Annotated in this window: 14 protein-coding genes; 11 read left to right on the top strand and 3 right to left on the bottom strand. The window is 40.9% G+C overall.

The annotated features are described in order from the left end of the window. The first annotated feature begins 166 nt into the window (after positions 1-166). The 10 genes from DVW06_RS11355 (at position 167) to DVW06_RS11400 (ending at position 10,430) form a co-directional block, all read left to right on the top strand. Positions 167-2,200: an SH3 domain-containing protein gene (locus tag DVW06_RS11355; protein WP_137264682.1), complete on the top strand. Its 2,034-nt coding sequence runs from the start codon at positions 167-169 to the stop codon at positions 2,198-2,200. Between the two features lie 254 nt (positions 2,201-2,454). Further along, complete coding sequence (locus DVW06_RS11360) at positions 2,455-3,336, top strand: AraC family transcriptional regulator (protein ID WP_005473018.1); 882 nt, start codon at positions 2,455-2,457, stop codon at positions 3,334-3,336. A gap of 210 nt (positions 3,337-3,546) precedes the next feature. Further along, complete coding sequence (locus DVW06_RS11365; RefSeq protein WP_003129016.1) at positions 3,547-4,878, top strand: ABC transporter substrate-binding protein; 1,332 nt, start codon at positions 3,547-3,549, stop codon at positions 4,876-4,878. Positions 4,879-5,019: 141 nt separating this feature from the next. Next, positions 5,020-5,910 (top strand): carbohydrate ABC transporter permease, encoded by an 891-nt coding sequence (locus DVW06_RS11370; RefSeq protein WP_005473010.1) that lies wholly within the window; start codon positions 5,020-5,022, stop codon positions 5,908-5,910. A gap of 12 nt (positions 5,911-5,922) precedes the next feature. After that, positions 5,923-6,780, top strand: a complete 858-nt coding sequence (locus tag DVW06_RS11375; RefSeq protein ID WP_003129018.1) for a carbohydrate ABC transporter permease — start codon at positions 5,923-5,925, stop codon at positions 6,778-6,780. Positions 6,781-6,784: 4 nt separating this feature from the next. Next, positions 6,785-7,198: an RDD family protein gene (locus DVW06_RS11380; protein ID WP_003129020.1), complete on the top strand. Its 414-nt coding sequence runs from the start codon at positions 6,785-6,787 to the stop codon at positions 7,196-7,198. Next, positions 7,186-8,340, top strand: a complete 1,155-nt coding sequence (locus tag DVW06_RS11385; RefSeq protein WP_005473009.1) for a glycoside hydrolase family 88/105 protein — start codon at positions 7,186-7,188, stop codon at positions 8,338-8,340. The genes DVW06_RS11380 and DVW06_RS11385 overlap by 13 nt, the downstream gene beginning before the upstream one ends. A 158-nt stretch (positions 8,341-8,498) precedes the next feature. Then, positions 8,499-8,999: a general stress protein gene (locus tag DVW06_RS11390; RefSeq protein ID WP_003129022.1), complete on the top strand. Its 501-nt coding sequence runs from the start codon at positions 8,499-8,501 to the stop codon at positions 8,997-8,999. 227 nt (positions 9,000-9,226) lie between these two features. Beyond that, positions 9,227-9,844, top strand: a complete 618-nt coding sequence (locus DVW06_RS11395) for a hypothetical protein (protein ID WP_003129023.1) — start codon at positions 9,227-9,229, stop codon at positions 9,842-9,844. A gap of 172 nt (positions 9,845-10,016) precedes the next feature. After that, positions 10,017-10,430, top strand: a complete 414-nt coding sequence (locus tag DVW06_RS11400; RefSeq protein WP_005473005.1) for a phosphate-starvation-inducible PsiE family protein — start codon at positions 10,017-10,019, stop codon at positions 10,428-10,430. Between the two features lie 59 nt (positions 10,431-10,489). Here the strand turns inward: DVW06_RS11400 and DVW06_RS11405 are convergent, their stop codons facing one another. Genes DVW06_RS11405 through DVW06_RS11415 form a run of 3 tightly spaced genes read right to left on the bottom strand, consistent with a single transcriptional unit; the run spans position 10,490 to position 13,814 of the window. After that, a complete protein-coding gene (locus DVW06_RS11405; protein WP_086269317.1) occupies positions 10,490-12,364 on the bottom strand; it encodes a fructose-1,6-bisphosphatase in 1,875 nt (624 codons plus the stop codon). Next, positions 12,348-13,166, bottom strand: a complete 819-nt coding sequence (locus tag DVW06_RS11410) for a pyruvate, water dikinase regulatory protein (protein WP_003129026.1) — start codon at positions 13,164-13,166, stop codon at positions 12,348-12,350. Before DVW06_RS11410 ends, DVW06_RS11405 begins: the two co-directional genes overlap by 17 nt. Positions 13,167-13,178: 12 nt before the next feature. Further along, positions 13,179-13,814 carry a helix-turn-helix transcriptional regulator gene (locus DVW06_RS11415; RefSeq protein WP_003129027.1) on the bottom strand — a complete coding sequence of 212 codons (636 nt, stop codon included), beginning with the start codon at positions 13,812-13,814 and terminating at the stop codon, positions 13,179-13,181. 180 nt (positions 13,815-13,994) lie between these two features. Between DVW06_RS11415 and ppdK the strand changes: the two genes are divergently transcribed. Then, a complete protein-coding gene (gene ppdK, locus DVW06_RS11420) occupies positions 13,995-16,595 on the top strand; it encodes a pyruvate, phosphate dikinase (RefSeq protein ID WP_137264683.1) in 2,601 nt (866 codons plus the stop codon). Positions 16,596-16,828 lie beyond the last annotated feature (233 nt).

Below are 16,828 nucleotides of genomic sequence, written 5' to 3' on the forward strand. Positions count from 1 at the left end.
TTTACTACTATTTCAGTTTTTAACACCATAGGGCGTAAGGCCTTTATTGAATCTCTAGATAAATGATCAGGTTTTGAAGAGAAAACAGGGTAAGAAAAAACCCCCTTTTGTACCTTTATTAAAAAAATGTTAAAATAAAGAGACTATGTTTGTTGGGAGGCATGAAATGACGATTCGTAAAGAAAGACGCCGTTTAGAAAAACGATTGAAGCGTTCATTATTAGCAAAAAAAGGGTTGACGATGGCTACAACTGTGGTAGCCGGTTCAACGATTGCACCAAATTTGGTTTTAGCTGCAGAAACAGCGACTTCAGATGATGCAAAAAACCAAGCAGAGATCACAGAAAATCAAGTATCTGGAGGAAATAGCTCCACTGATTCAACTGGAGACAGCATTCAAAGCAGTGCTGACGAGACGATTTCGACAGAGGAAACGGCAACGCCACAGGAAACTATCACGGAAGATACAGCGGTCGTTGAGACGCCAATTGTTGCTGCACCTGCGTTAGCAAGAACCTCGATCTTCTCAGCACGTGCTGATACGAGTGGATTTATTGCGAAAGCAAGTGGTTATGCAACAGAAGTAGCTGCCGCTAATGATCTCTATGCATCAGTGATGATTGCACAAGCTATCCTAGAATCCGGCTGGGGTACTTCGACTTTGACGACCCAAGCGAACAATATGTTTGGAATCAAAGGAAGTTATAATGGGCAGTATGTCGAAATGGCAACATTGGAAGATAATGGTTCGGGCAATTATTATCAAATTATAGCGAAGTTCCGCAAATATCCATCTTTAAGAGAATCTTTCCAAGATAATGCGTATGTCTTACGAAATACCAGTTTTGCTGCCGGTAGCTATTATTACAGCGGTGCTTGGAAGAGCAATACGAGATCATATACAGAAGCAACGGCATGGCTGCAAGGACGCTATGCGACTGATACTTCCTATGCCAGCAAATTGAACAATCTTATTGCAACGTATAACTTAACTCAATACGATAGCGGCAGTTCCGCTGGGAACGGTGACATGAATAATGTTGAGACCCCTGTAGGAGAAAACGCGATTCAAAAGCAAATGAAAACGACTGCATCTATGAATATCCGTTCAGATGCGTCTACTACAGCAGCAGTTACCGGCTCACTTACTGCGAATACAACCTTTACGGCAGTTGCGGTCAAAACAGGAACGAGCGTCAATGGCAATACAAATTGGTATAAAGTTTCTGGCAAAGGCTGGGTCAGTGGTGCGTATTTAACAGAAGTAAATTCTGGTTCAACATCAGGCAATGCAAATGATAATACTGTCAATACTGGAATCAACCAAAAGATGAAGACGACTGCGACATTGAATATTCGTTCTACAGCATCGACGAGTGGCAGCATCGTTGGCTCATTGAGTCAAGGCAGCACTGTGACAGCAACGGCAGTCAAAACAGGAACGAGCGTCAATGGTAATACGAAATGGTACTATGTTTCTGGCAAAGGCTGGGTCAGCGGCGCGTATTTAACAGAAGTAAATTCTGGTTCAACATCAGGCAATACAAATGATAATACTGCCAATACTGGAATCAACCAAAAGATGAAGACGACTGCGACATTGAATATTCGTTCTACAGCATCGACAAATGGCAGCATCGTTGGCTCATTGAGCCAAGGCAGCACCGTAACAGTAACAGCCGTCAAAAATGGTACTAGTGTCAATGGCAATACGAAATGGTACTATGTTTCTGGCAAAGGCTGGGTCAGCGGCGCGTATTTAACGAGTGACTCTAGCTCATCGTCGAATACATCGAATACAGGTGATTCGATCAATCAAAAGATGAAAACGACCGCGACATTGAATATTCGTTCTACAGCATCGACAAGTGGCAGCATCGTTGGTTCATTGAGCCAAGGCAGTACCGTGACAGCAACAGCCGTCAAAAATGGTACTAGTGTTAATGGGAATAACAAATGGTACTATGTTTCTGGCAAAGGCTGGGTCAGTGGTGCCTATCTTACGAAGACCGCGACAAATGCTTCTTCAAGTAATAGTTCTGCCAATAATAGTTCTTCGACTAAATATCATACCGTTAAATCTGGGGACAGTCTGTGGTCTCTTGCGCAAAAGTATGGTAGTAGTATTGACCAAATCACTTCATGGAATCGCTTGTCCAATAATATCATTTATGTTGGTCAAAAATTGATCGTGAAATAGTGAGACACCTGATTTCATGCAACTCAAAAGAAAATCAATCAGCATTACCCGATACACATTCGTGATATCGGGTAATGCTTTTTTGCTGGTTTGTTCGTAATAAAAATCGCTGAAGATAGATTTATTTTTGAATGGTCTTTTAGAATCATTCTGTTTACCTCTGTCAAAGAATCCAAGCAGATTTTGGTTCCGTCCCCCCTATGGAGTTTCCTATTTTTTAGGTAAAATAGAAAACAAAGAAAGGAGTGGAGAGTATGAAGACGATTGTTTATAGTGGGATGATGAACGGATTGACGATTGATCGCTCACGACGAGATAGTATCTACAATATGGTGAAGCATTGGCATTCTGAATGCGAAATCCAATATTTTATAGAAGGGAACCGCTATTTTTTGATTGGAGAAAAAACCTATAAAATCCAACCTGGTACATTGGTTATGATTCACCCCGACTGTGTCCACAATACATTCTCAGGAAAGTATATTTATCATGATCGTGTACTCGTTCTCTATGAAGCCAGCAAATTTCCAAGAATCGCTCAATCCATGGGAATAGATCTGGAGACCTTTTTTTTAAAACATCATGGTATCATTCAGATTCCGCCAGCGGATCGCTCTTACGTACAAACGCTCTTAGCGAAAATCGCAGATGAAGTGATCCACAAAGAATACAATTACCAGGTAATGGTCGAAACAAAATTAATCGAACTTTTTATTTTTATTCAGCGGATCAAGAACTTCAGGGGGCTTTCTGATGAACCGGCAGAAAGTTTGGGAAAACAAAGCGAGCTAGTTAATCAAATTGCAGCCTTTATTCGTCGGAACTATGCATCGATTCATTCATTGGAACAAATCGCTTCGTCTTTTTATCTCGACAAATCCTATTTATGCCGTATCTTCAAGCGTGCAACAGGCTACACCATCACTGAATATACCAACATTCAACGAATCCGTCAGTCTCAGCGATTACTGGAAGATACAGATTGGGATATTGCTGAAATAGCGAGAAAAAGTGGATACAGCAACATTACCTACTACAACCGTGTGTTCAAAAAATATACAGAGACATCCCCTTTGCAATACCGCAAGAAACAAATTGCATACAAAGAAAGTCTGCGAGAAAAAAATAATTTCTAAATAGTCACTCATCTTTGCACAGGCATGAAAGGAGGATTATTTTCCTGTTAAAAAAGTCAATATTGTACAAGTTCGCGGATATTACGTCACTTTTTTGTGCAAGTTTTGCTTGTCTATTGCTGAGACATTTTTTGTCCGATAAAATCAGTAAGCGGATACATAAATGAAAAATTGTAAACGTGTGCATTTTATGGAGGAGGAAATAATCAGATGAAAAAGAAGATATTGGTTGCCAGTCTTTTTAGCACTTTAGTTCTAGCAGCGTGTGGATCTCAGCCTGACACTACTGGTTCTGGCAGCAGTGGTTCAACAAAAGATGCAGAAGCAGTGACGATTAAGTTTGCTTGGTGGGGAGCGGATAATCGCCATGATGCGATGCAAGATGTGGTGGCTCTTTTTGAAGAGGAATATCCGCATATCACGGTTAACACAGAGTATGGTGCGTGGGATGGATGGCAAGAAAAGACATTGACTCAGCTATCCGGTAAAACTGAAGCAGACGTGATGCAAGTGAATTACAATTGGCTCTTTTCATTCGGGAAGGGCAAGAATATCTTTATGGACTTGAATGAGGTCAGTGACTATTTGACGCTAGACAATTGGGAAAGTTCTTATTTAGAAGCGATGCAAGTGGGTGGTGAACAAGCCGCGGTTCCCCACGGAATGACCGGTCGGGTTCCTTTGATGAACCAAGCACTTTATGAAGCCAATGGGTTGGAACTGCCAACGACCTATGATGATCTTTTGGCAGCGGGAGAAGTCATTGCGAAAGGGAATACGCCAACTGGTGAAGACAATCAGTACGCATATCTCAATGTGGGAGAGTTCTCATTAGATCTATTTATTGCTCAGATGCTTTACAACTATACAGGGAAGATCATGCAGACCGCTGGGACAGTCAACTATAGTGTGGCTGAAGTGAAAGAAGTGCTTGAAAGATATAAAGAATTGGAAGATGCTGGTGCACTGCCGACTTTTGAGCAAACAAGCCCAATCGATACGGAATCAAATCCTCAATGGGTAGAAGGCAATGCAGGCTCTGTTTATGAGTGGGCAAACTCACTGGCGAAATGGACAAACTCATACAAAGGCGGCGACGGGTTAGATGAGTTAGTTGTAGGAGATTTCTTGCAAGTCGATGCTGACTCTAAACCAAGTATCTATGTGAAACCAAATTTTGGCTACGCAATTTCAAAAAATTCGAAACATCCTGAAGCAGCAGCCACTTTTATTGAGTTCTTGTTTACCAATGAGCAAGCGGTGAAGGCTGCCGGAGATTCTTTGGGTATTTCAAGCAACACAGTTTGTTACGATCTGCAAGTAGCGAATCAACTAGTCGAAGGTGCTGTGGCTGAAGGGTACGCCAAATTGGATGACTATGAACAAACGGTGTTAGATCCATACTTTGAAGACGAAAATGTGCGGGGAGAAAGATATACGGTTTACGAGGCATTTCGGACAGGAAAGTTCACGTCGGAGGAAGCTGCGAAGCAATTCATTGAGAAACAGCAAGCAGCACTTGATAAGTATTACCAAGAATAGGAAGCAACAAGAAGGAATGCGAGACTTAGCTACGTCCCGTACCCTTCTTTTTCCGAAATAAAATTGGACATGAGTGAGAATGTCTGGAAGTAACCCATTAGTATCTGGGCGTTCATTTAGAAGGTAAAGGAGTCAAATGCGATGTTGAAAAAAATGAAAAGAACAAATTGGGTGATCTACTGCATGCTCATGCCATGGATCATTGGCTTCCTAGTCTTTAAAGTTTACCCAATCATTATTTCTTTTTACTACAGTTTGTTAGAATATCCGATTTTAGGTGATCCGGAGTTTGTCGGATTACAAAATTATCTAGAGATTTTTACAAAAGACGATACGTTTACTGCGAGTTTCTTTGCAACAATCAAATATGTGTTGATTGGTACCCCAGCAGTTATCATTGTCTCTTTTGCAGTAGCAGCCATCTTGAATTTTAAGCTTAAGGGAGTCAATTTCTTTCGTACCGCTTATTATATTCCTTCTATTTTAGGAGGAAATGTAGCTGTTTCAATTTTATGGACCATGCTTTTTGATGTCAACGGACCTGTGAATATGGTGTTGAGTGTTTTTACACTCGGAAACGATGTCGCCATTAACTGGACAAAAGATCCAAAGTTCGCGATTTTTACCCTGATTATTTTAAAAACTTGGCAATTCGGTTCGACCATGTTGATTTTCTTATCGGCATTGCAAGGTGTTTCTAAAACAGTTTATGAAGCGGCAGAAATGGATGGGGCTTCAAAAATAAGACAACTGTTCAATATCACTGTACCGATTATTACCCCCGTAATTTTGTTCAACGCCGTAAATGTATTAGTCAAAGCGTTTCAAGAGTTTAACTCCGCGTATTTAATCACTAAAGGTGGACCAAATAAGACGACTTATTTCTTGAATCTTTATATTTATGATCAAGCCTTTCAAAATGGGAATTATGGCTATGCGAGTGCACTAACATGGATTTTGTTGGTGATCATCGGTATATTTACGGTTATTATTTTCAAGTCATCTGATCGGTGGGTATTTTATAATGATTAAGGGGGCTGAATAATGGAAATGAGTAAATCTCGAAGACGGATGAATGAAATCATTCGTTATGGATTATTGATTGGTGTGGGGATTATCTTGATTTATCCGTTGTTTTGGATGATTGGTTCTGCGTTTAAAGAGAACCGGGACATTTTTGGTAGCTTGAGTATTTTCCCGCCAAGTGACCGTGTGGTTACAACGAATTTTTCCGATGCTTGGCAGTTGACGCGAGACCATTCTATCTGGTTTTTCTTTGGGAATACACTGAAATTTTTGATTCCAAAAACGATTTTTACAGTTTTATCTTGTGTGATTACCGCCTATGTGATTGCACGAAAATCGTTTAAAGGGAAAAAATTTGTCTTTGGTGCCGTGATCGTTACATTATTGATGCCAGAACTGGCTTTTCGCATTCCACTGTATCTGTTGTACCGTGAGGTGGGACTTTTGGATAGTTTTGCCAGCCTTTATGTAGCGGATATTTTTGCTAGTTCTTCGTTTTTTGTATTTATGATCATTCAATTTATGCGAACAATTCCTAGAGAGTTAGATGAAGCGGCAGTGATGGACGGGTGTAATGAATTTCAGATTTTGTTCAAAATCATCATTCCCGTAATCAAACCAATTCTGATTACCGTTGCCTTGCTAAGCTTTATGTGGGGCATGAATGATTTCCAAGGACCATTGATTTATTTGAATAGTTCAGATAAAACGGTTCTATCAGTAGCATTGAAACAATTATTAGACGGTGAAGCAATGGTCTCCTATGGGAGAGTATTCGCTGCTTCTTGTTTGGGGCTGTTACCTATGATCGCAATTTTCTTTATGGGATCACGGTACTTTATTGATGGCGTTGCTTCTACAGGAAGTAAAGAGTAGTCATATGTTGATCAGAAGAATTCTCGCACAAATCGTTGATTTTGTTTTAGGGATTTTAACCATATTTCTTATCTTTGTAGGAGGAATTCCGCTAATCGGTCGGGTCATCAATAATGACTTTGTTGCTGTTTTGATTGCGATTTGTTTGATGTGTGTTATGTATTTTGCACTGCAATATCCATTCATGCAAAATCAGCAGACGATTGGAAAAGCATTCTTTCAGCTGCAGATCGTTTCAACAGATAAATATCGCAAAAATGTTCCAGTGGCAGTCATTTTTCAACGAGAGATTTTATGCAAACTAGCCAGCTGTTTCTTCATTTGCCTGCCGCTACTGTTTGGCAAAGAAGGAGGGCATGAGGCATCTACACATACAAAGTTAAGAATTGGTAAAGGAGAAAATAGTTGGAAGAAATAAGACAATTTTTGGATCAAGTAATCGCACATTCTTCGCCAGAAGCACCTATTTGGAATCAAGAGGCTCGATTAGCCAATCATCCAATCCGTTGGAGTTATATCGATGGCTGCATGATTCTGGCGATCCAATACATGTTTAATGCAACACAAGACGAGAATTATCTTGCGTTTGTTGAAACCTTTATTGATCACTATATTGATGAGGCAGGGAATCCATTGGGGTACGATGAAAAAGAATATAACTGTGACGCAATCAATGAAGGAAAACTATTGTTTCAGTTATATGCAATCACTAAGAAAAGCAAATACCGCAAGGCTCTAGATAATCTGTATCGGCAAGTTTTGTTGCAACCGCGCACTAAGGAAGGAAGCATGTGGCATAAGCTGGTCTACCCGCAACAAGTTTGGCTAGATGGTTTATACATGGTTCAACCATTTGCGATCCAATACCAACTAACGTTTGGCAACTCCGCAGATGTTAGTGATGTGATTGGGCAATTCAAAAATGTCATGGAGTCAATGAAAGATCCGCGAACAGGATTGCTGTATCACGGATACGACTGTACGAGAACTGCATTTTGGGCGCATCCAAAGACAGGTTGTAGCGCAAACTTTTGGACTCGTTCTCTTGGATGGTATGCTATGGCATTAGTTGACACACTTGAAGTTTTACTGTCCCATGAAGGCTATCTCCAAGAAAAGCAGCAGTTGCAGCGCTATTTAACAGAACTTGTAGGTGCAGTAATGGCTTATCAAGATCCAAAAACGAGTCTCTTTTTTCAAGTAACAGATAGACCAGACGGTGAAGACAATTATTTAGAGACGAGTGGATCTGCTGCTTTGAGTTATGTGATGCTAAAAGCCAGTCGATTAGCTATTCTTCCTTCACAATATAAAATAATCGGCGAGACGATCCTACGCGCTCTTGTAAAGCACAAATTGGTTATTAAAAACGGAGAATTTACATTGAAAGATATCTGTTTAGTTGCTGGCTTAGGGGGGATGCCTGGAAAAGGCAACTACAAAATCAGAGATGGCTCCTATGAGTATTATATTTCAGAGCCAGTTGTCAACGATGATGCTAAAGGCATCGGTCCGTTCGTTTATGCTTACAGTGAATGGTTGCAACTGCAGAACCAATAAAGACAGTGATTCTTATCATTTTCGTAAGCGCAAACAAACCATTTGGTCTCCTTCGCAGAGTAAGATACAATGAAATGGTAGGCAACTTCCTTCAATGAAAAGGCAAGTGCTGAAAGATAGACCGATTTCACGCGTACACAAAATAAGGAGGCTTTCAAATGGATAAAAGAAACCTGACGATTATTGGCAGTTACGACACTCGGGCTGAAGCATTGACAGCAATTGATCAATTGCGAAACGAAGGGTACAACAAAGACGACATTGTTTTGTTTGCGAATGCAACGATCATCGAGCAGTTTGGCTTAGATACGTTAAGTAGTGCAGAAGTAGAAGCGACTGGAGGATCAGATGATGATCGTTCAATGTGGGAAAAAATCAAAGATGCTTTCTCATTTGGCGACTATGACCATCGGACGATTGATGATGAGAGTGATCCTTTATTTGCCTATCGTGACGACCTTGAGCAGGATCGTTTAGTGGTAGGAGTCTACGATTATCACGCAACCGATCGAATCGAAGAAACAGATACAGCGATCATTGATCAGCCTGTTACAGGTGAGACAGCAATGCCTGATGAATCGGTTCATCCGACCCCTCGAATGGGAGATAGTGATATCGAAACACCAATTAATGACCCAAATCACTTGCGTAATTTATAAAAAAGATCCCATCCAGTAAATGGTCGGCTTATAATCAAAGAAATAGCAGCCCTGCAATGGCTGTTATTTCTTTGTATTTCAGATGTTAAGCTTGTAAAATACGGGACAATTGCTGCAACGAATTCTTAATTTGTTGCTCGTTTCTTTTTTTTGTATAATAGATGGAGAAAACCATTTCTTCAAAAAAATGCACGGTACTTCATATAAAGAGAAGGTGAGGGATAGCAATGAAGTTGAAATTTAATTTGCAGTCAGCACTCGTTAGTTGTTTTGTCACGATTATGTTGAGTATGGCAATTGATCAAGACGTAAATGCTTTTGTTGCGGCCCCGTTCCAGCGCAATTCTTCGGAGCCATCTTCTGAAGCACCAGTGCAGGTTGCCGAAACAAGTACGTCTGAAACGGAAACAACCAGTGAAACTTTTTATGAAGCACGGGTCAGTTCCTACTCCGAAACAACTGCACAGACCAGTGGAACAAAATCAAATGAAGATTCATCGGCCATTCCGTCTACAGAATCAGAAAGTATAGCTGACAGTAGTGAAGCAGTAGTGAAGGAGACAGATACAGCATCTAGCACTTCCAATAATGGATCAGCAAATTCTGATACTACGACTAGTACATCCGAAACGACGAGCTCCTCTAGCAGCAGCTCAAGTACGAGTAGTTCAACCTCTTCATCTAGCAGTTCAAGCAGTACAGGCACAACTACTTCTGACGAAAGTGAAGAGAGCACAGAAGCTGGTGATACACCGATTGATAGTAATGATCCGGCCAATGCTGCGGATGGATCAGAACCATTAAAACTTCTTTTAGAAGAACCATTTGATGCCTTTTTTAGATAAGCGCTTCGGCTAAGATAGTCAGAGTTTTAAACCAGCGAATCCCTTACGACTATTCATCTATTTGCTGAAGTATTGAGTGATTATTTTGTGCAATAAAAAAGCATCTTTTTCAAGCATATCACAAAGTAATTTCATTAAATTCGCTTATAATGAGGTGAAAAGGGGGCGCGCTATGGGCAAATATTTTAAAAACTTTGAAAAGCTGATCAGTGCTGTTGTCGATATTATGTTAGCAATTTTAGTTGTATTGGTATTGGTTGTGATGGCAGAAGCAATTTATAAAATCGTTACTTATGTCATTCCTTTGACAAAAGTCAGTGATCTATCCTTTTTGATTGAAGAGATTGCTACACTATTTATTTTACTTGAAATCATTTTGATGTTATTGCGGTATGTAAAAGAAGGACATCATATTCCTGTTCGTTATCTGATTCTAATCAGTATCACGGCGATTTTACGTGAGTTATTGTTGGCACAAGGAAAAGGACTGGAGACGTTGTTTTTGGCGCTGGCGATTTTAGTGCTGATTTTTGTTTTACAAGCATTAGAGAAGTTGAAATCTTTTCATAGCTCCAAAGATATCTGAAAAATAAATCAGAAAGTTACTTAGAAATCAAAAATAATCCTATCAGTAAACTGAATGTCTCAGTTATTGATAGGATTATTTTTTGCGAACAAACTAGCACTTTCTGCTTGTAGTTGCTTCCCAATATCCGTTTGCCGTACAGTGATTCGTTTGGTTTGGCGGAGGATGATTTTCTTTTGCGTCATTAGATCCTTCCGCTCCTTGATTGCTGTCTGACGATCTGTAAATGGTTGGTGAGCAGCAAGTGTCATCCCAAAAGAATTGGATAACAATGTGTAACCGGCGATACCGGTAACTTCCTGATAGGAGCGGGATAAGCCACCGTCAATTACCAGTAGGTGCCCATTGGCTTTGATTGGCGTCTCTCCTTTTTTCACTTTTACTGGTGTGTGGCCGTTAATGATGTGTCCTGTCGAGTCTAATCCAAACGCAGCGAATAAGCGACGGCAAAATGCTTCTTTTTCTCTTAGGGTATAGTAGGCGTTTTTTTCTTCAATATGCGTGTGTTTATTACTGATGAAATAGCGCTCGAAGGTTTTCATGGATTTTTTACCGAAAAGAGAAGACCCTTCTCCGCACCAGAGATACCAAAGGACATCGGTCGCCAGATCGTCGGTCCTTTCTGGTGTTGCGAAACTCTGTTTTACACATTCTTGAAAGAAATCCATCAATGCTTTGCCCTGATAAGAGGTTTTTCCAAAGGACACTGAAAGGAAGCGACCATCAGGATGACAGGGGATGCAACCGTGGTACAGTAGATTGCCATTATAAATTTGATAGATCGTGCCTTTTTCTACTAGAAAACGTACATGGGTTGCTAACCTTTCGGAGGATTGAAATTGTTTGAGAAGATCCTCCAGTACTTTTTGCTCTTCATCAGTCAAAAGATAGGGTGCTTCGGGATCAACCAATTGAAAGCAAGCATGGATCAGAGGCTCAAAGTGATCCTCTAGCTGAATCTGCAAATCCTTTGTGATTTTACCCAATAGCAAACGATCCGCTAATTGAAATTCGGGGCGTCGTTTGATCACAGCGGCCTCTACCTTGAATTGAATGATTGCAAAGGCTTGCTGGAGAAGCATGGCGTCGTGAATTTCCTCTTCGGAAAGATCATCAACAGTTTTCTTAGGATAAAACCCCTTATTTTCTTGATAATGTTTACGACTAAATGCTATGGCTTTAGAGAGGTCGATGCCATAGCCTTCTTTCAACAATGCTAAATTTCCATACCGTGCAGCGATCCGTATGGTACTTGCCAAACAAGGGAAAGAACCGCAGTAACTCCCGATCCACAAAATATCATGGTTCCCTAATTGGATATCCAAAGAAGGAAGCGCCATGAGCCGGTCGATGATTTTATCAGGTGCGGGTCCCCGGTCATAAATATCCCCAATAACATGTAGGTGATCAACGACAAAACGCTGAATCAAAAATGCTAGCTGTTCACAAAATAGAGGCGCTAAGGATAAGTCGATGATCTTATCAAAAATCGCTTTATAATAGGCTTCTTTGTTGAAGTCCGAGTCATATTGATACAGCAATTCTTCTAAAATATAAGCAAATTGTTTTGGTAAAGCTTTTCGAACTTTGGACCGCGTATATTTGCTGGAAGTAAAACGAGCCACTTTGACCAGTTGAGTCATTAATTGGATCCAATCCTCATGCGGATAGTCTTTTTCTTGCAATACTTCTTTTGGATAGTAAATCAAAAAACATAGCTCGGTCTTCTCAGCAGCTGTCAGTGAGTATTGAAACAATGTTTCGACTTTTTCCCGAATGCTGCCTGAACCATTGCGCAAGATATGATCAAAAGCTTCATATTCACCGTGCAGATCACTGACAAAGTGTTCGGTTGCTTTAGGTAACTGCTGGATCGCCTCTAAATTGATAATCTCAATGAAATCATTTAATTGATCTTCAGTGTGCATAGGCATTATTTTTGTAAAATTCTTCGATCAACATCGAACTTTCTTCGATCGACCGTTTGCTGACATCGATTACATTGATTCCTAGCTGTTGGAATAATTGATTCGCATAGGCTAGTTCATCATCGATCCGGCTTGGTTCTGTGTAGTTAGTAGTTTCTTTCAACCCTAATGAAGCCAGTCGAGAACGGCGTATTTCGACGAGTGAGTCAGAATTTGTAGTGAGCCCGATCATTTTTTTGGGATCGATTTGATTGATCTCTTTGGGTAAAGCGACCTCAGGTATTAAAGGCAGATTAGCCACTTTGTAACCACGATTAGCCATATATAGACTTAACGGTGTCTTGGAAGTACGGGAAACACCGAGCAATACGATGTCAGCATCGAGAAAACCACGAGGATCCTTGCCGTCATCATACTTCACTGCAAACTCCATTGCAGCAACACGACTGAAGTATTCTTGATTTAAACGATGGATTGCGCCAGGTTCCTGAACTGCTTGTAGCCCGACGGTTGCTTCGATTACTGAGATCAATGGCGTCATGAAATCGACATGTTGAAGACCGGTGCGTTTAGCAAAGGCTTCGACAAATTTCACTAAATCTTTGTTAACAAGCGTCGTCACAACAATCGATTTATCCAGTAAAGCATCTTGTAAGATTTCCAATAAGCTCTCTTCATCATTTGTAAAAGGATACAGTTGAATATCGGATAGATCGATCGTAGGAAATTGTGCGGAAACGGCACTAATCAATTTTTGTGCTGTTTCACCAACGGAATCTGAAATCAAATATAGTCGAACATTCTTCATTTTTTTCGCTCCTTAGAATTGATTGTTTTCGATCGCATTGCCTGCTTGGATATAGTAGTTCATAATTTTAGACTTGGTTATTTTACCAATGACTTTTTTTGGATTCTCAGCATCAACAACAGGGAGTGTATCTATTTCATGCCTAGCTAATAAGGTACCTGCAGTCAAAATAGTTTGGTCGGCAGTAATCGTGACGATATTCGGCATTCGCGTCATGATCATTGCCACCGGTGTTTTTTCTGCTGCTGAATTGCTGATAGCGAAGCGCAGAAGGTCTTTGCGGGATAGAACACCAATTAGTTCCTCTTCTGCATTTTTCACATAAAGAGACCCGACATCATACATGAATAGGGTTGTCACAGCATCATATACCGAAACGGATTGCTCAATCATTAACGGTGGGATCATAATCTCTGCTACTTTTGCATGGTATAGCTTATCAAACAACAGCGGTTCTACGGTCTGTCCGGTATAAAAATAACCGACCTTGGGCCGGGCATCGAGTAATCCAGTCATTGTCAGGATAGAGAGATCATTGCGCAAAGTAGCACGGCTGAATCCTAGTTTTTTTGCGATGGTTTCACCACTGATAGGTTGATTGTCTTTTACGATTTCAATGATTTTAAGTTGTCGCTTTGTCAATTCCAATGTGTCACCTTCTTTAAATAAATGTGATATGCTATTTATTATATATTTTCCGCGTGGAAAATGCAATAAAGGATTTTGGCGCGAATTTTTCTTAAAAATTTCTTCTTGACGAATCAATAGTGTACGCTATATACTTCGTTTTAAGCTTAATAGTATATCACATTAGGAAGGCGGAAAAAAATGAAGAATATCGTTTGGTTCTCAGAAGGTACGAAAGATCAAAAAGAATTACTAGGGGGGAAAGGAGCAAATTTAGCTGAAATGACCAGTATCGGGTTGCCTGTTCCTGCGGGATTTATTGTTACAACAGATGTTTGCCGACAATTTTTAGAAAACCAGCAACTTACACAGCCGTTGGTAGAAGAAATTATTCGAGCAGTAGCTACATTGGAAGAACGAACCCACAAGTCTTTTGGCGGAAACCAGCAGCCATTACTGGTTTCTGTTCGCAGTGGGGCAAAGTATTCCATGCCGGGGATGATGGATACGATTCTCAACTTGGGGTTAACTGATCAAACGGTACAGGCGCTGGCAGCGAATACAAAGAATCCTACATTTGCCTATGATTGCTACCGTCGCCTTATCCAAATGTATGGGGATGTTGTTAAAGGGATCGATAAGAGTCATTTTGAATCCTATTTAACGACCTATAAACATAAAAAGGGATATCCTTCTGACCAATCAATGGTCGCTCCAGACTGGCAAGAGATTTGCGAGGTTTTCAAAAGTATTTATATGGAACATACGCAAGAACGATTCCCTCAAGATCCGCTGGAACAATTATTATCAGCCGTTCAAGCTGTGTTTCGTTCGTGGAATAATCCCCGGGCTATCACTTACCGTAAAATCCACAAAATTGCTCATGATCTAGGAACAGCCGTGACTGTTCAGGAAATGGTTTTTGGCAATAGTGGTGCTGCAAGTGGAACTGGCGTTACTTTTACTCGCGATCCGACGACAGGACACAGAGGATTATTTGGTGAATTTCTCGCTTGTGCACAAGGAGAAGATGTTGTCGCGGGGGTTCGTACGCCAAGACCGATTAGTGATTTAGCCAAAACACAACCAGAAATCCACGCGCAGTTTTCGGCGATTGCCGAGTTACTGGAAAATCATTACAAAGATATGCAAGATATCGAATTTACCATTGAAGAAGGGCGATTATTTGTTTTACAGACTCGTAATGGGAAGCGGACGGCCAAAGCAGCTGTACAGATTGCTATCGATCTAGTTTCTGAAGGAAAGATCACGAAGAAAACAGCACTGCATCGGTTGACACCAGACATGCTGGATCAGTTGCTGCATCCTATCTTTTCTCCGGAATCTCTTGCGAAAGCTTCTCCTCTTGGTCAAGGATTGCCTGCTAGTCCCGGTGCAGCGGTAGGTCGTGTTTACTTTTCGGCAGAAGCAGCGGTTAGTGCACACCAAGCGGGAGAAAAAGTCATATTATTGCGACAAGAGACTTCACCGGAAGACATTGACGGGATGGTCGTTAGTGAAGCCATCGTGACTTCTCGAGGCGGCATGACTTCTCATGCGGCAGTCGTTGCCCGAGGACTAGGAGTATGTTGTGTGGCAGGTTGTGATCAGTTAGCTGTCGATTCATTTTTGAAACAAGCTCGATGTGGTGAAGTAATCATTCAAGAAGGAGACTATCTATCAGTGGATGGGACGACAGGCAATCTGTATCAAGGGGCGCTATCACTGGTTGCCTCGCAAGATTTTGGTTTGCTGCAGACGATTTTAGACTGGTCTAAAGAGAGAGCAGACTTAGTGGTACGTGCAAATGCGGAAACTATCGAAGAAATCAAGACAGCAGCTTCTTTTGGAGCAGCAGGTATCGGGCTAGCGCGAACGGAGCATATGTTTTTTGGTGAAGCTCGAATCTGGCCGATGCGGCAAGTGATTTTAGCTGAAACGACCGAAGAAAGACAAGTAGCTTTGTCTCAGCTGAAAACGTTTCAGTTAAATGACTTCAAGGAGTTATTACTGCAGACAAAAGAACAGAAATGCGTCATTCGTTTGTTGGATCCGCCGTTGCATGAATTTTTACCGCGACCACAAGAATATGAAGAAATGGCCAAGCGCAGCGGCTATTCTCTAGAAAAAATCAAGCAACGAATCCATGATCTACAAGAAGTAAATCCGATGATGGGGCATCGAGGAAGCCGTCTAGGAATTACTTATCCTGAGATTTATGAGATGCAGACAGCTGCAATTATCGAAGCGGCACTACAAGCTTTTGAAGCAGGAAGTGTTGTTTATCCTGAGATTATGCTGCCTTTGATCAGTATTCCGGAAGAAATGCGCGTTTTGAGAGAACGTCTTGAAACGTACATTCGGCAAATTTTTGCCCACTATCAGAAAGAAGTACCTTTCAAGATTGGGATGATGCTAGAAACACCAAGAGCATGTTTATTAACAAAAGAATTAGCTCCGCTAGCTGATTTTTTCAGTTTTGGGACCAATGACCTGACGCAAATGACTTTTGGATTTTCACGGGACGATGCTGCTGGTTTTATTCAACGCTATTTAGATAAAGGAATCCTGTCTGAGGATCCGTATCAACATCTTGATAAATCGGGAGTAGGACAACTAATGGAACAAGCGGTGGCTTCGATTCGTCAGCAAACGAAGGGAAAAGCGATTGGTGTTTGCGGTGAAGTAGGCGGTGATCCACAATCTATTGCATTCTTGCGGGCTATTGGTGTTGATTATGTTTCATGCTCTCCATATCGGATTCCAGCGGCATGGTTAGCAATTGCTCAGTCTGCATCATAATTGCTTATACTCTGACCATCTATATTGCTACTTGAGTGGAGTCTGCAATGAAGTTGTTAACATGCGGTCATTATCAACGAATTGTCTGTTTTTCTAAACTGTTAATTTATGAATAGCTCGAACATTCTCAAGTAATTTGATCTTCAGTATACCGGTTTTCTAAAAGAGTCTATTACTATCGTTCTAAAAGCCCACCTTTGGCTGTTGAAAAAATATATCGTTGTTTTTTGATT

The sequence above is a fragment of the Enterococcus sp. ARL09-542 genome (genome assembly GCF_005234805.1).
In the GTDB taxonomy this organism is placed as follows: Bacteria; Bacillota; Bacilli; order Lactobacillales; family Enterococcaceae; genus Enterococcus_D; species Enterococcus_D gallinarum.

Excerpts from the sequence above, each read along its gene's own strand:
- DVW06_RS11355 (WP_137264682.1), top strand. The coding sequence starts at position 167 with ATGACGATTCGTAAAGAAAGACGCCGTTTAGAAAAACGATTGAAGCGT.
- DVW06_RS11360 (WP_005473018.1), top strand. The coding sequence starts at position 2,455 with ATGAAGACGATTGTTTATAGTGGGATGATGAACGGATTGACGATTGAT.
- DVW06_RS11365 (WP_003129016.1), top strand. The coding sequence starts at position 3,547 with ATGAAAAAGAAGATATTGGTTGCCAGTCTTTTTAGCACTTTAGTTCTA.
- DVW06_RS11370 (WP_005473010.1), top strand. The coding sequence starts at position 5,020 with ATGTTGAAAAAAATGAAAAGAACAAATTGGGTGATCTACTGCATGCTC.
- DVW06_RS11375 (WP_003129018.1), top strand. The coding sequence starts at position 5,923 with ATGGAAATGAGTAAATCTCGAAGACGGATGAATGAAATCATTCGTTAT.
- DVW06_RS11380 (WP_003129020.1), top strand. The coding sequence starts at position 6,785 with ATGTTGATCAGAAGAATTCTCGCACAAATCGTTGATTTTGTTTTAGGG.
- DVW06_RS11390 (WP_003129022.1), top strand. The coding sequence starts at position 8,499 with ATGGATAAAAGAAACCTGACGATTATTGGCAGTTACGACACTCGGGCT.
- DVW06_RS11395 (WP_003129023.1), top strand. The coding sequence starts at position 9,227 with ATGAAGTTGAAATTTAATTTGCAGTCAGCACTCGTTAGTTGTTTTGTC.
- DVW06_RS11400 (WP_005473005.1), top strand. The coding sequence starts at position 10,017 with ATGGGCAAATATTTTAAAAACTTTGAAAAGCTGATCAGTGCTGTTGTC.
- DVW06_RS11405 (WP_086269317.1), bottom strand. The coding sequence starts at position 12,364 with ATGCCTATGCACACTGAAGATCAATTAAATGATTTCATTGAGATTATC.
- DVW06_RS11410 (WP_003129026.1), bottom strand. The coding sequence starts at position 13,166 with ATGAAGAATGTTCGACTATATTTGATTTCAGATTCCGTTGGTGAAACA.
- ppdK (WP_137264683.1), top strand. The coding sequence starts at position 13,995 with ATGAAGAATATCGTTTGGTTCTCAGAAGGTACGAAAGATCAAAAAGAA.